Origin of the sequence: Myroides odoratimimus (assembly GCF_004337635.1) — a bacterium.
Taxonomy (GTDB): Bacteria; Bacteroidota; Bacteroidia; order Flavobacteriales; family Flavobacteriaceae; genus Flavobacterium; species Flavobacterium odoratimimum.
In genome coordinates this window covers 936,963-951,298 of sequence record NZ_CP037427.1, presented here as the reverse complement: position 1 = coordinate 951,298, position 14,336 = coordinate 936,963, and the positions used below count along the sequence as shown (strand labels likewise).

Below are 14,336 nucleotides of genomic sequence, written 5' to 3'. Positions count from 1 at the left end.
GCTTTTAATAGTTTGTAATGAGGTGCAAAAATTAATTATTTTGCCTCTGCGTATCTTCTTGCAACTTCCGCCCAGTTGATAACATTAAAGAAAGCATTAATGTAGTCAGGACGACGGTTTTGGTAGTTTAAGTAATAAGCGTGTTCCCAAACATCCATTCCTAAGATTGGAGTTCCTCCACAAGCAACACCAGGCATTAATGGGTTGTCTTGGTTAGGAGTACCACATACTTCTAATTTACCATCTTTAACACATAACCAAGCCCATCCAGACCCGAATTGTGTAGCACCAGCTTTAGCGAAAGCATCTTTAAAGTTTTCGAAAGATCCGAAAGCAGTATTGATTGCATCAGCTAACTCACCTGTTGGCTGACCACCTCCATTAGGAGTCATTACTGTCCAGAATAAGTTGTGGTTATAGAAACCACCACCGTTGTTACGAATAGCTCCATTAGACATGTCTAAGTTAGCAAGGATATCTTCGATAGTTTTTCCTTCTAAAGCTGTTCCAGCGATAGCTGCGTTTAAGTTAGTAGTATAAGCATTATGATGTTTTGTATGGTGGATTTCCATCGTACGTGCATCAATATGTGGTTCCAATGCATCGTATGCATATGGTAATTTTGGTAATTCGAAAGCCATAATTCGTATTATTTAAAGATTAATATTAATTTTATTTCAAATTTAAACAAATAAAGCCTAATATGGAAGGTTTGTAATGTTTAATATAAGTTAATAAATAGAACCTACTTCATGCTTGATAAGCCTTCATTCTCAATATATAACGCGTCTGCTGGGTCTGGAAAAACCCATACTTTAGTTAAGGAATATCTTAAGATTTTACTCCTTGATAAGCAAGATGACGCCTATAAAAAGATACTTGCTATTACTTTTACGAATAAAGCCGTAGCAGAAATGAAGACTCGTGTTGTATCTTGTCTAAATGCTTTTTCTAAAGAAGAGCTAGATCCTAAATATGGAAGTATCTTTAATCAAGTACAAGAAGAAACAGAATTAGAGGAAGGATTTATAAGAGCGAAGTCAGGACGTATTATCAGAAGTATTATTCACAACTATGCTTCTTTTGATATCTCTACGATAGACAAGTTTACCCATAAGGTTATTCGCTCTTTTGCTTTTGATTTAGAATTGCCGATGACTTTTGAGGTTTCGTTGGATTCAGATGAATTACTACAAGAGGCAGTGGACGCAGTAATCGCAAAAGCTGGTGTGGATAGTGAATTGACAGATTTGTTGATTGACTTTTCTATTGATAAAGCAGATAATGATAAGAGCTGGGATATCACGAGAGAGCTGAAAGAAGTGGGAGCTTTACTATTAAATGAAAATAATAGAGAAGAAATAGCTTTGTTCTCTGAGCATACTTTACAAGACTTTGTAAAAGTGAGAGATTTTCTTCGCGAAGAGATTAAAAAAATTACAGCAGAAAGCATTGTTCTGGGGCAGAGTATAATGGACTTAATAGAGTCTAAAGGAATGGATAAAACTTCGTTCTCAGGACAGTATTTCGTCAAGCATATAGAGAATGTGATTCAAGATACTGTAGGTACAACCAAGCGTTATCACGAATTTGATGATATTAAAATAAAGAAGACTGCTAAAGATGTGGAGTTAATCGAAGCTTTTATACCAGATTTTCTAAAGGTGTTAGCGCAGGTATATGATTTGTATTCTCGTAGAGCTTTTTATACTGCTTTCTTGAAAAACCTTACCCCTTTATCGCTGTTAAGTACTATAGGGCAGGAGATGGATAAGATTCAAGAGGAGCAAAATATATTGTCGATCACTCAGTTTAATGCGATTATTCACAATGAAATACAGAATCAACCAGCACCATTTATCTATGAGCGTTTAGGAGAGCGATATCATCACTTTTTTATAGACGAATTTCAGGATACATCAGAAATGCAATGGCAGAACTTGGTGCCACTGATTGATAATGCATTAGCAGGAGAAGATCATACAGGAACTAAGGGAAGCCTGATGATAGTAGGTGACCCTAAACAGTCTATCTATAGATGGCGCGGAGGAAAGGCAGAACAATTTATTGCTTTGAGCAAGGATGAGAATCCCTTTGCTAATCCTGATAAACAGACGGTGAACCTTGGTCGTAATTATCGAAGTTATGCTGAGGTCATTCAATTTAATAATAGATTTTTTAAGGATGTCTCTCGCAACTTTATTAACGAGGATTATAAAGATCTATATGAGAATAATAGTTATCAAGAGGTTAATAGTAAAGCTGGTGGGTATGTAAATATTGAATTCTTACAAAAGGATGAAGGAGAAGAGGCAGAAGAGAAGAATATGCAATATGCGCAAGCTACGCTGAATACTATACAAGGCGTTTTAGAGCAGGGGTTTGATCTGAAAGATATTGTTATTCTAACACGTAAGAGAGACCATGGTGTGCTATTAGCAAATTACTTAACAGAGAATGGTCTAGAGATACTTTCTTCTGATTCGTTATTGATTAACAATGCTAGTGAAGTGAGGTTAATCATTAATGTACTGAAGTTCTTAAAGACAGAGCGCGATCTAGAAGCAAAAATGATGATGCTGTACTATGTAAGTGGTAAGCAAAGTGATTTGACAAAGAAACATGACTTTATAAAAGCGGGACTTTCTTTTGAGACTGAGTTAGAATTAGAAGCTTGGTTAGTAGACCACAATGTGCCTATCTCATTTGAGGCTTGTCGTTCGAAGTCATTGTACGATGCTGTTGAGGCTATTGTTTTAGCTTTTTTACCAGATAAGAGTGCTAGTTCTTATGTTTTGTATTTCTTAGACTTGGTATTAGAAAAGTCTTTAAAGAATCAATTTGGGATTAGTGACTTCTTAGAATATTGGAATACAAACTATCACAAGTTTAGCATACCGACACCTGAAGGTAGAAATGCTGTGCAGATTATGACGATACACAAATCTAAGGGGTTAGAATTTCCAATTGTTATATTTCCTTTTGCAGAAGAGGATTTCACACGCCCTAGTCGTGATAAACTATGGGTGAATATAGAGACGGATAAAGATCAGATAATGTTCCCCAAAGCTTTGGTTGACTCTAAGAAGGAAGTGGTGGAATATGGTGAGTATGCTCAACTTCTGTATGAGAAAAAAGAACAAGAGATGTTGCTGGATAATGTAAATGTTCTTTATGTAGCATTGACTAGAGCTGAAGAACAGTTATATATTATTAGTTATAAAAACGTAACAAGTAAAGGAGAGTTTAGAAATAATTTATCTAAACTATTCTTAGATTTTTTAGTGACAGAAGGTGTTTATAATGACGTAGATTTAGTCTATGGATTTGGAGAGAAGGTAAAGGTTTCTAAAAGTAAAGAGGTCATTACGGATGAAGTGAATAAAATGATTCTTCCTGTAAAGAGTGTATTGGATTTTGAAGCAATCAAAATTGCACAGAGGGAAGCTTTGATGTGGGATTCTCATAACCAAAAAGCGATAGAGTATGGTAACTTAGTCCATAAACTGATGTCGTTTATAACAGATTATCGCGATGTAGATGCTGTGGTAAGAGAAGGGCTAGAAAAGGGATTGATACAAGAGGATGCAAAGGAGCGTTTTAAGGAGATTATTCAACGTATCGTGAGTAACCCCGATTTAGAGATTTTCTTTAGAGAAGATAATATTGTATTTAACGAGCGAGTAATCATAGGGCCTTATCAGCGCAATACTATACCAGATAGAGTAGTGATAAGAGGAAGACAGGCTTATATATTAGATTATAAAACAGGTAAAGAAGAAGAGAAATATAAAGACCAGGTGAAGGCTTATGGCCAGTCTTTAGTAGAAATGGGTTATGAAGTCGTTAAAATGGTGTTGCTATATACAGGGGAGAACTTAAATATAATACATTTGTAAAAGAGTATAAATTGTTTAAAACTTAAAATATTATGTACGGAAAGATTAAAGATCATCTTCAGAGTGAATTAAAGTCAATAGAGGATAACGGATTATTTAAAAAGGAGAGAATTATTACTTCGCCACAAGGTGCAGAGATTACTGTTTCTACAGGGGATAAAGTTTTAAACTTTTGTGCAAACAATTATTTAGGATTGTCATCACATCCAGAAGTAATTCAAGCAGCAAAAGATACATTAGATACCCATGGATTCGGAATGTCTTCAGTGCGTTTTATTTGTGGAACACAAGATATACACAAGAATTTAGAAGCAACTATTGCTGATTTCTATGGAACAGAAGATACTATTCTTTATGCAGCAGCTTTTGATGCTAATGGAGGAGTATTCGAACCATTATTAGGTGCAGAAGATGCAATTATCTCTGATAGTTTAAACCACGCTTCAATTATTGACGGAGTGCGTTTATGTAAAGCAGCTCGTTATCGTTATGAAAATAACAATATGGCTGAGTTAGAAGAGCAATTAATTAAAGCGAATGAGGCTGGTCACCGTTTTAAAATTATCGTAACGGATGGTGTATTCTCAATGGATGGTCTAGTAGCACCATTAGATAAAATATGCGATTTAGCTGATAAGTATGATGCTTTAGTAATGGTAGACGAATGCCATGCTGCTGGATTTATCGGAGCCACAGGTAAAGGAACATTAGAAGCTAAGAACGTAATGGGACGTGTGGATATCATCACAGGAACTTTAGGTAAAGCTCTAGGTGGTGCAATGGGAGGATATACTACAGGTAAAAAAGAAATTATTGAATTATTAAGACAACGTTCTAGACCCTATTTATTCTCTAACTCATTAGCACCAATGATTGTTGGAGCTTCTATTAAAGTATTTGAAATTTTAAAACACGATACTTCATTACGCGATAAGCTAGAGTGGAATACAAACTACTTCAAAGACGGAATGAAAAAGGCAGGTTTTGATATTATTGATGGAGATTCTGCTATTGTACCAGTAATGTTATACGATGCTAAATTATCACAAGTAATGGCAGATAGACTACTAGAAAAAGGAGTTTATGTAACTGGATTCTTCTTCCCTGTGGTACCAAAAGATAAGGCGAGAATCCGTGTACAATTATCAGCTGCGCATACTCAAGAGCATTTAGATAAAGCTATCGCTGCATTTACAGAAGTAGGTAAAGAGCTAAAAGTTATTCAATAAAAAAGGTTAATACAATAAAAAGTACTATTCTTAACGAAATTTTTTGTAAATATTGATTGATAATTGTACTTTTGCTAGATTATTACGGTAAAGTAAAAAATAAAAGTTATGAAACATTTCAACAAATTATTTGCAGCAGCAATTCTTTGTGCAGGGCTTTCAGCTCACGCGCAAGACGCTGACCATCCGTGGGCTGTAACTGTTGGAGCAAACGCAGTTGACACAAAAGTAAGTTCAGCTAAAGGTTTTGCACACAGAACAGGAGGATATTTTAAAACGGATAACTGGAATATCTTACCATCAGTATCTTACTTAAATGTAGCTAGATACTTAGGTGATGGATTCTCTTTAGGTTTAGTTGGGTCTGTTAATAAAATTGACAAATTCATCAAATCAGAAGCAGAAGGATATGAAAAGTACAATCCTGGAGATTTAACTTACTACGGAATTGACGCAGAAGTTAAATATAGCTTCAAAGAGATTTTGAAATCGAAAGTAGTTGATCCATTCATCTTAGTAGGTGGAGGTTATACTTTTATGGGAGATGCAAGTCAAGGAACTGTTAATGGAGGAGCTGGATTAAACTTCTGGTTTACTAAAAACGTTGCTTTAACTGTGCAATCTACTTATAAGCATTCATTCTCTGATTCTAGAACACCAGACGTAGGAGTTGCTTCACACATGCAACACTTTGCAGGTATTCGTTTCCAATTTGGAGGAAAAGATACTGACGGAGATGGAGTTTTAGACAAATATGACGAATGTCCAGAGATCCCAGGTTTAGCTGAGTTCAACGGATGTCCTGATACAGATGGAGATGGAATTCCAGATCATTTAGATGAGTGTCCAGACTTACCAGGTTTACCAGAATTCAACGGATGTCCTGATACAGACGGAGATGGTATTCCAGATAATAAAGACGAATGTCCAGAGATCCCAGGTTTAGCTGAGTTCAACGGATGTCCTGATACAGACGGAGACGGAGTGCCAGATAATAAAGATGAGTGTCCAGAAGTACCTGGTCCAAAAGAAAACAATGGTTGTCCTTGGCCAGATAGAGACGGAGACGGAGTACCTGATCATTTAGATAAATGTCCAGATGTACCTGGTCCAGCTTCTAACAACGGATGTCCTGAAGTTAAAGAAATCGAGCCTGAGAAAGTAAAACAGCTTAACGACTACGGAAAAACATTATTATTCCACACTGGAAAATATACTTTCCAAGATGGTTCTTACGCAGTGTTAGATAATATGGTTAAAATCATGAAAGAATACCCAACTGCTAATTTCCACATCGCTGGATATACTGACAGTACAGGATCTGACAGAATTAACTTACCATTATCTGATAACAGAGCTAACGCTGTAAAAGTTTATTTAATTGAAAAAGGAATCGATTCTGCTAGATTAACTTCTAAAGGATACGGATCTAAAGATCCAATCGCTTCTAACAAAACAGTTAAAGGACGTGAGTTAAACAGACGTGTTGAAATCCAATTAGCTAAATAATTGATTTAAAACACATAATCTATAGAAAACGCTTCGAGTAATCGGAGCGTTTTTTTTGTACCTTTATTTTATGAAATCAAATACTTTTTTAGATAAGCTGAGTGCGCAGATTTATGCCGATTTTCCTAATTCCATGGACAATTTGGTGATCGTTCTTCCTAATAAAAGAGCTAAGGTCTTTTTATTAGAAAATTTAAAGAAGTATTACAGAAATAGTGTCTTCGCTCCAGAGATTATTAATATTGAGGATTTCATTCAACAAGTGTCTAAGATTAGAGGGATCGATTCGATAGAATTACTTTTTAAGTTTTATGTAGTTTATCAAGAAATAGAGGGAGGTAATGCACAGGATTTTGATCGCTTCTCTAGTTGGGCTAATATGTTGTTAAGTGATTTTAATGAAGTAGATCGTTACTTGTTGAATCCTGATTATGTGTTTTCATATTTAAAGAATATTGAAGACATTAAACACTGGTCTTTAGATCCTGAACAAAAGACAGACTTAATTGTAAATTATTTAGCCTTTTGGGAACAGATACCAGTTTACTATAAAAAGTTCTATGAGGTTTTACTAGAGGAGTGTATCGGTTATCAAGGGTTGATATATCGTGAAGCTGTTAAGTCGCATAAAGAGTATTTGAACAGTAATAATAAGGTGTTTTATTTTGCTGGGTTTAATGCATTAAATGCAGCAGAGGAGAAAATTATTCAACATTTCTTGTTGGAGAAAAGAGCTAAGGTGTTTTGGGATATTGATAAGCATTTTATGGAGGATCCTTATCACGATGCAGCGCTCTTTTTGAGACGTATAAAACGCAACTGGATACATTATCAATACAACCCTTTTGAATGGATAGTAGATGAGTTTGGCAAAGAAAAGAATATACAAGTGATACAAACTCCTAAGAGTGTAGGGCAAGCAAAGATCGCAGGGCAAATAGTAGAAGGACTTGGAGAGGAAGCTTCGAGATTAGAGAAGGTTGCCATTGTTTTAGGGGAGGAGAATTTGCTATTACCAGTATTGCATAGTTTGCCTTCTTCAGTATCAAGTTTGAATATCACAATGGGGTATAGTGGTAAGAGTAATCCTATTCAGATCTTATTGAACAAGATTTTTAAGATGCATTTGGCCGCTATACGACGCTCAAATAAACAATATGTTGTTTACTACAAGGAAATTTTAGATGTATTGACTAATCCTGTATTAACGCAAATTATTGTTCCTGAAAAGGTTATTAAAGAAATTAATGATCGAAATCTTAGCTTCTTTAGCATGAATCGTTTTGCAGAGTGGATAGAGGATCCTGATTTTCCTGTTCGTAAGCTTGTTTTCGGTAGATGGAATGAAAGGTCATCTGTTGAGGTTTTACAAAACCTTATTGAGATTGTATTAGCTATTAAGTATAGTTTAAATGATGAGGTACACAGTGACCGAATTAGTAAAACATTCTTGTATTCTTCCTATCAGATGTTGAATAGGTTAGTTTCTTATTGTCAGAAATATGATTTTATACAAAGTTACGATACTTTGTATTCGTTGTATAAACAAGTGATGGATATGTCTGAAGTATCTTTTGAGGGTGAACCTTTAGAAGGACTACAGATAATGGGGGTGTTAGAGAGTCGTGTTTTGGATTTTGACACTGTTATTGTGACTTCTGTTAATGAAGGGAAGTTCCCTGCAGGTAAGTCAGTTAATTCTTTTATTCCTTATGATGTAAAGAGAGAAATAGGCTTGCCAACTTATAAGGAAAAGGATGCTATTTATAGTTTTCACTTTTATCACTTGTTGTTAAGGGCAAAGAATATTTACCTTTTGTATAACTCTCAATCAGAGGGAATGGATGCTGGAGAAAAGAGTAGATTCTTAACGCAGTTAGAAGTAGAACAGTTAGAAGCACATGATGTAAAATATGTTACCTATTCTGCGGATTTACCTGAAAAAGCAAATGAGTTGATTCAGATTCCGAAGTCAGACCTCTTAAAAGAAGAGCTAAAGAATATTGCTACAACTAAAGGTTTCTCACCATCAGCTTTATCTAATTATCTTCGTAATCCTATACAGTTTTACTTGCAACGTGTCTTAAGGATTAGAGAAGTGGAAGAGGTAGAGGAGAGTGTGGCTTTAAATACTTTGGGTACTATTATACACAACTCTTTAGAGAATTTGTATAAACCCTTTAAAGGAGCTAGGCTTACAGTGGAGATTATTAACACAATAAAAACAAAAGCTGATGCAGAAGTACAGTTACAGTTTGAAGAGGTGTACAACAGTGATAAGGAGAAGATAGGAAAGAATCTGCTCGCTTTTGAAGTAGCTAAACGAAATGTGTATCATTTTCTAGAAGGAGAGATAGAAAAGATAAACGGAGGGGATGATATTTTATTATTGGAGTTAGAGACAGAACTTACTTTTACACTTGAAGATCCTAGATTACCTTATCCTATTAATCTATTTGGATTTGTAGATAGAATAGAGGAACGAAATGGTGTAATCCGAGTTATCGATTATAAAAGTGGTAAAGTAGAAGCAAATGATGTTAAGTTAAGTACATGGGAAGGACTTACACTTGATCTGAAAAATGATAAGATTATTCAGTTATTGTGTTATGCTTTAATGTATACGAAACACAATACAAATCAATCTGTGGAAGCCGGTATTTATTCATTCAAGAATAGAAAAGGTGGCTTCTTATTTTTTGGAGTAAAAGAAGGAAGAGAGGTTGATCATGCTATTACAAATGATACATTAACCTTATTCAAGGATGAATTAGTTGCCTTGTTGTTAGAAATACTAAATCCAGATGAGGATTTTATAGAAAAAGAATTATAGAAAATAGGGAAGCAAAAGCTTCCCTATTTTTATTTTATCGTATTTTTTAGTGCTTCTAGTAGCTCTTCTTTTGCTTCAATCTGAAGTAGGTGACCTCCAGGGATAATAGTTAAATCAGAGTCTGTATTTTCAACTTCTTTAGTGATGTCGTCAATAGAAAGAACAGGATCTGCATTACCTACAATCATACTTATAGGGTATGGAGCAAAATGGAGTAGAACTTCTCTGTCATTTCTTGATTTCATTCCCTCTACAGCTGCTAGTATGCCTTGTTTAGGTATTTTAAGAGCAGTATCTAAGTGTTCTTGTACTTCTTTAGCGTGAGTGATTTTAGTGTCTTCTAAAAAGGTGTTGTTAATTGCCATAGTAACAAAGAGGTCGCTATTCTTTTTGATTACTTCAGTTGCTCTGTCTCTGTTAACTTGTCTTTCTGGGCTGTCAGCTCTGGTAGTAGATGAAACTAATATTATTTTCTTTACATTATCTGGATATAATTCTCCGAAGGCTAGTGATACATAACCTCCCATAGAATGACCTATTAGTGTTACCTTTTTTAGATTTAAAGAATTTGTAATTGTAAAAACTGCGTCAGCCATATCTTCCATACTGTGTATGTAACCAATGCAACCTGATTCACCATGTCCTAAAAGATCAATAGCAATCACTCTATATTTCTTTGAAAAATAGTCAAGGTAGTAATTCCACATTTTACTATCTTCTAGAAATCCGTGTAGAAAGATTAAGGTGCTTCCTTTTCCTTTGTCAGTATATGATAAATTGGTGTTTTTATATAGAATTTTTGTAGTAGCCATTCTTTAATTTTGTTGCAAATGTATGATATACTATGACTTTGTCAAATCTTTTAACATTCAACAGAACTCCAGGTATTACAGTTATATTAAACCAGTCTAAATAATAGAAAAGATTATCTTTGCAGTTCTAATTTCAAAATATTTAGTAAAATGAAAAAAATAGTTGGTGCGTTTTTGTTGTTATGTGGAATAACTTATGGGCAATTAGGATTACCTTATCAGATTTATACAAATAAAGGAAAGAAAGTTTCTTATGAAAAGATGATAAAATCGCTTAGTAAAAGCGAGGTTGTTTTATTTGGAGAGTTTCACAATAATTCATTAGGCCATTGGTTGCAATTACAAGTAACAGAATCTTTAGGAGATAAAAGAGAATTGACTCTAGGAGCAGAGATGTTTGAAGCAGATAACCAAGAAGGGTTGACTAAATATATAAAAGGAAATAGTACAGAAGAGCAATTTCAAGAAGAAGTGAGGCTGTGGAATAATTATAAAACTGATTATAGACCATTAGTAGAATATGCAAAGGAGAATAAATTAGAATTTATTGCGACTAATGTACCTAGACGATATGCAAGTCTATTGTTTAAAAAAGGTACTGCTGCATTAGATACTTTAAGTGTACAAGAGAAGAGTTGGATTGCACCATTGCCATTTCCTTATGATGCTAATTTGCCAGGATATAAGAATATGATGGCAATGTTTGAGGATCATAAAGATGAGAATTTGCCGAAGGCGCAAGCAATTAAAGATGCTACTATGGGGCACTTTATTGTTCAAAATTTAAAACCAAACCATTTATTCTTGCACTATAATGGTTCTTATCACAGTAATAATTATGAAGGTATAGTTTGGTATCTTAACCAATATAGGCCTTCGCTAAAAATAGCTACTATTACGATGGTAGAGAGTGATAATGTTGGTCATTTCGAATATGATAATTTAGACTTGGCTAACTTTATTATTGTTATAGATGCGAATATTTTAAAGTCATTTTAACGCTTTACTATAAAAAACTTTTTTTTTTCTTAAAAAAAGTCTCAATTGGTCTATTTTAGTGAATTAGCATTGTTTTATTCTTTGTTTATATCGAGTATAAATAGAAGGGTAGACTTTGTTGATAACGTTAAGAAGGTGTATTTTTGAGAGATTTTTTCAAGAAAAACAATTAAAATTACATTATGGCAAAATCTGCACTTTTAAAGTCATCCTTAGCTAAGAAATATTGGATGGCTCTTACAGGGTTATTTTTATGCTTGTTTTTAGTAGGTCACTTGGCGGGAAACCTTCAATTGATATTTGGTGACGCTTCTGCATTTAACGAGTATGCGTTATTTATGACTACTAATCCAGCAGTAAAAGTATTATCTTATGTTACGTATATTTCAATCCTTTTTCACGCGATTGATGGTATCGTTTTAACGATTCAAAACAAAAAAGCACGTCCAATCGGATATGCAAAAAACAATGCTGCTTCTAATAGCTCATTTTCTTCAAGAAACATGGCGGTATTAGGAACTTTACTTTTAGTATTCATCGTGACTCACATGGCCAACTTCTGGGCTAAAATGCACTTTAGTGAAATGCCTTTACAAACTGTAGAAGTAAAAGTAGAGGGTCAAGATCCTGTAGTAGTATATAAAACAGTACAAGAGCAAGCTATCCCAGTAAACGCTGTTGAAATGGGACAGATAGAAGTAAAAGGTACTAAGTTTTATCAAGCAGGTACAGACTTAAAGATTGCTGATGGATATAAAGATTTACATAAAATTACAATTGAGTTCTTCCAAAACGAAAGTACTGGATTAATCGCTACAATTGCTTATGTACTTGCTATGGTGGTTTTAGGATTCCACTTATCTCATGGATTTGGTAGTGCATTCCAATCTTTAGGAGCTAATAATCCTAAATATAAGGGAGTACTTAAAGGGCTTAGTTTCTTAATTGCGTATGTTGTACCTGCGCTATTTGCTATCATCCCATTATATATTCATTTTATTAAATAGTCCTAAAGAAATTGATCATGAAATTAGATTCTAAAATACCTAATGGACCACTTGATAAAAAATGGTCTGACTATAAAAATCATATTAAATTAGTTAACCCAGCGAATAAACGTAATATTGATGTTATCGTTGTAGGAACTGGATTAGCAGGTGGTTCTGCTGCTGCTACATTAGCTGAATTAGGATATAACGTAAAAGCTTTTTGTTATCAGGATTCACCTCGTCGTGCGCACTCTATTGCTGCTCAAGGGGGGATTAACGCTTCTAAGAACTACCAAGGTGATGGTGACTCAGTTTACAGATTATTCTATGATACTGTAAAAGGAGGAGACTACCGTGCACGTGAAGCAAACGTTTATCGTTTAGCTGAAGTTTCTGAAAATATTATTGACCAATGTGTAGCTCAAGGTGTACCTTTTGCACGTGAGTACGGAGGTTTATTAGATAACCGTTCTTTTGGTGGGGTACAAGTATCTCGTACTTTCTACGCTAAAGGACAAACTGGACAACAGTTATTGTTAGGAGCATATTCTGCTATGAACCGTCAAATCGGTCGTGGTAAAATCCAAATGTATAACCGTCATGAGATGTTAGATATCGTTAAAGTTGATGGTAAAGCAAGAGGTATTATCGCTCGTAACTTAATCAATGGAGAGATAGAACGTCACTCTGCTCACGCTGTAGTTATCTGTACAGGTGGATATGGTAACGTATTCTTCTTATCTACAAATGCAATGGGTTCTAACGTTACTGCTGCTTGGAAAGCACACAAACGTGGAGCATTCTTTGCTAACCCTTGTTATACGCAAATTCACCCAACTTGTATTCCTGTAACTGGTGACCACCAGTCGAAGCTTACTTTGATGTCTGAGTCATTACGTAATGATGGACGTATTTGGGTTCCTGCAAAAATGGAAGATGCTATAGCAATTAGAGAAGGTAGATTAAAACCAACTCAAATCGCTGAAGAAGATAGAGATTACTACTTAGAGAGAAGATACCCATCATTCGGTAACTTAGTACCTCGTGACGTTGCGTCTCGTGCTGCTAAAGAAAGATGTGATGCTGGATATGGAGTTAATGCTACAGGTGAAGCTGTATACTTAGACTTCGCTTCTGCTATTGACCGTTATGGTAAAGAGCAAGCTCGTATTCAACACTTAGATGAAAACGACGCTAAGCTAGTTTACAAATTAGGTAAAGAAGTAGTTGAAAATAAATATGGTAACTTATTCCAAATGTACGAGAAAATCGTAGATGAGGATCCATATACAACTCCGATGATGATTTACCCTGCAGTTCACTATACAATGGGTGGATTATGGGTAGATTATAATTTAATGTCAACTATCGAAGGATGTTATATCCTAGGTGAAGCTAACTTCTCTGATCACGGTGCTAACCGTCTTGGAGCCTCTGCATTAATGCAAGGTTTAGCTGATGGATACTTCGTACTACCATACACTATCGGAGATTATTTAGCTAATGACATTCGTACTGGAACTATCCCAACAGATTTGCCAGAGTTCGAAGCTGCTGAGAAAAATGTTCGTGATATCATTGACCATTTAATGAACAATAAAGGAACACATTCTGTTGACCACTTCCACAAGAAGCTTGGAAAAATTATGTGGGATAAAGTAGGAATGGCTCGTAACGCAAAAGGTTTAACTGAAGCTATGGCTGAGATTGCTGAGTTAAGAGCAGAGTTCTATAAAGATGTGAAAGTATCAGGTACTGCAGAGAGCTTTAACCAAGAGTTAGAGAAAGCTTTAAGAGTAGCTGACTTCTTAGAATTAGGTGAATTATTCGCGAAAGATGCTTTACACCGTGAAGAATCTTGTGGAGGTCACTTCCGTGAAGAGCACCAAACTGAGGATGGAGAAGCAAAACGTGATGATGAGAACTTCGCATACGTTGCTGCTTGGGAATACAAAGGAAACCCAAGTGATGCAGTGCTTCACAAAGAAGACTTAGTTTATGAAAACATTAAATTGGTAACTCGTAGTTATAAATAATATTGAGACTTAGGTCTTCGGACCTAGTCT

The 14,336-nt window shown here is 35.0% G+C and carries 9 protein-coding genes; 7 read left to right on the top strand and 2 right to left on the bottom strand.

All coding sequences use genetic code 11. The features are described from left to right. Positions 1–35 precede the first annotated feature (35 nt). Positions 36–641 (bottom strand): superoxide dismutase, encoded by a 606-nt coding sequence (locus tag E0Z07_RS04390; protein ID WP_006262390.1) that lies wholly within the window; start codon positions 639–641, stop codon positions 36–38. 111 nt (positions 642–752) lie between these two features. On the opposite strand from E0Z07_RS04390, the gene E0Z07_RS04385 reads away from it, so the two are divergent. The 4 genes from E0Z07_RS04385 (at position 753) to E0Z07_RS04370 (ending at position 9,470) form a co-directional block, all read left to right on the top strand. Then, positions 753–3,899: a UvrD-helicase domain-containing protein gene (locus E0Z07_RS04385; protein ID WP_006262389.1), complete on the top strand. Its 3,147-nt coding sequence runs from the start codon at positions 753–755 to the stop codon at positions 3,897–3,899. A gap of 32 nt (positions 3,900–3,931) precedes the next feature. Next, positions 3,932–5,128: a glycine C-acetyltransferase gene (kbl, locus tag E0Z07_RS04380; protein WP_006262388.1), complete on the top strand. Its 1,197-nt coding sequence runs from the start codon at positions 3,932–3,934 to the stop codon at positions 5,126–5,128. A 108-nt stretch (positions 5,129–5,236) separates the two neighbouring features. After that, positions 5,237–6,637 (top strand): OmpA family protein, encoded by a 1,401-nt coding sequence (locus E0Z07_RS04375; RefSeq protein ID WP_006259876.1) that lies wholly within the window; start codon positions 5,237–5,239, stop codon positions 6,635–6,637. 70 nt (positions 6,638–6,707) lie between these two features. Beyond that, positions 6,708–9,470, top strand: a complete 2,763-nt coding sequence (locus E0Z07_RS04370) for a PD-(D/E)XK nuclease family protein (protein WP_006262385.1) — start codon at positions 6,708–6,710, stop codon at positions 9,468–9,470. A 29-nt stretch (positions 9,471–9,499) separates the two neighbouring features. Here E0Z07_RS04370 and E0Z07_RS04365 read toward each other — a convergent pair whose 3' ends face one another. Next, entirely contained in the window at positions 9,500–10,282 is a 783-nt protein-coding gene (locus E0Z07_RS04365) for an alpha/beta fold hydrolase (RefSeq protein WP_006262384.1), read from the bottom strand. 150 nt (positions 10,283–10,432) lie between these two features. Here E0Z07_RS04365 and E0Z07_RS04360 point away from each other — a divergent pair, with 150 nt between their 5' ends. From E0Z07_RS04360 to E0Z07_RS04350, 3 genes are all read left to right on the top strand, one after another. Next, a complete protein-coding gene (locus E0Z07_RS04360) occupies positions 10,433–11,281 on the top strand; it encodes a ChaN family lipoprotein (protein ID WP_131540319.1) in 849 nt (282 codons plus the stop codon). A gap of 182 nt (positions 11,282–11,463) precedes the next feature. Continuing rightward, positions 11,464–12,288, top strand: a complete 825-nt coding sequence (locus E0Z07_RS04355) for a succinate dehydrogenase cytochrome b subunit (protein WP_006259872.1) — start codon at positions 11,464–11,466, stop codon at positions 12,286–12,288. Positions 12,289–12,305: 17 nt separating this feature from the next. Beyond that, positions 12,306–14,306, top strand: coding sequence for a fumarate reductase/succinate dehydrogenase flavoprotein subunit (locus E0Z07_RS04350; RefSeq protein ID WP_006262383.1), 2,001 nt, complete (start codon positions 12,306–12,308; stop codon positions 14,304–14,306). The last annotated feature ends 30 nt before the right edge of the window (positions 14,307–14,336 follow it).

Bases quoted from the DNA above. Each gene is read 5' to 3' on its own strand.
- E0Z07_RS04390 (WP_006262390.1), bottom strand. From the start codon at position 641: ATGGCTTTCGAATTACCAAAATTACCATATGCATACGATGCATTGGAA.
- E0Z07_RS04385 (WP_006262389.1), top strand. From the start codon at position 753: ATGCTTGATAAGCCTTCATTCTCAATATATAACGCGTCTGCTGGGTCT.
- kbl (WP_006262388.1), top strand. From the start codon at position 3,932: ATGTACGGAAAGATTAAAGATCATCTTCAGAGTGAATTAAAGTCAATA.
- E0Z07_RS04375 (WP_006259876.1), top strand. From the start codon at position 5,237: ATGAAACATTTCAACAAATTATTTGCAGCAGCAATTCTTTGTGCAGGG.
- E0Z07_RS04370 (WP_006262385.1), top strand. From the start codon at position 6,708: ATGAAATCAAATACTTTTTTAGATAAGCTGAGTGCGCAGATTTATGCC.
- E0Z07_RS04365 (WP_006262384.1), bottom strand. From the start codon at position 10,282: ATGGCTACTACAAAAATTCTATATAAAAACACCAATTTATCATATACT.
- E0Z07_RS04360 (WP_131540319.1), top strand. From the start codon at position 10,433: ATGAAAAAAATAGTTGGTGCGTTTTTGTTGTTATGTGGAATAACTTAT.
- E0Z07_RS04355 (WP_006259872.1), top strand. From the start codon at position 11,464: ATGGCAAAATCTGCACTTTTAAAGTCATCCTTAGCTAAGAAATATTGG.
- E0Z07_RS04350 (WP_006262383.1), top strand. From the start codon at position 12,306: ATGAAATTAGATTCTAAAATACCTAATGGACCACTTGATAAAAAATGG.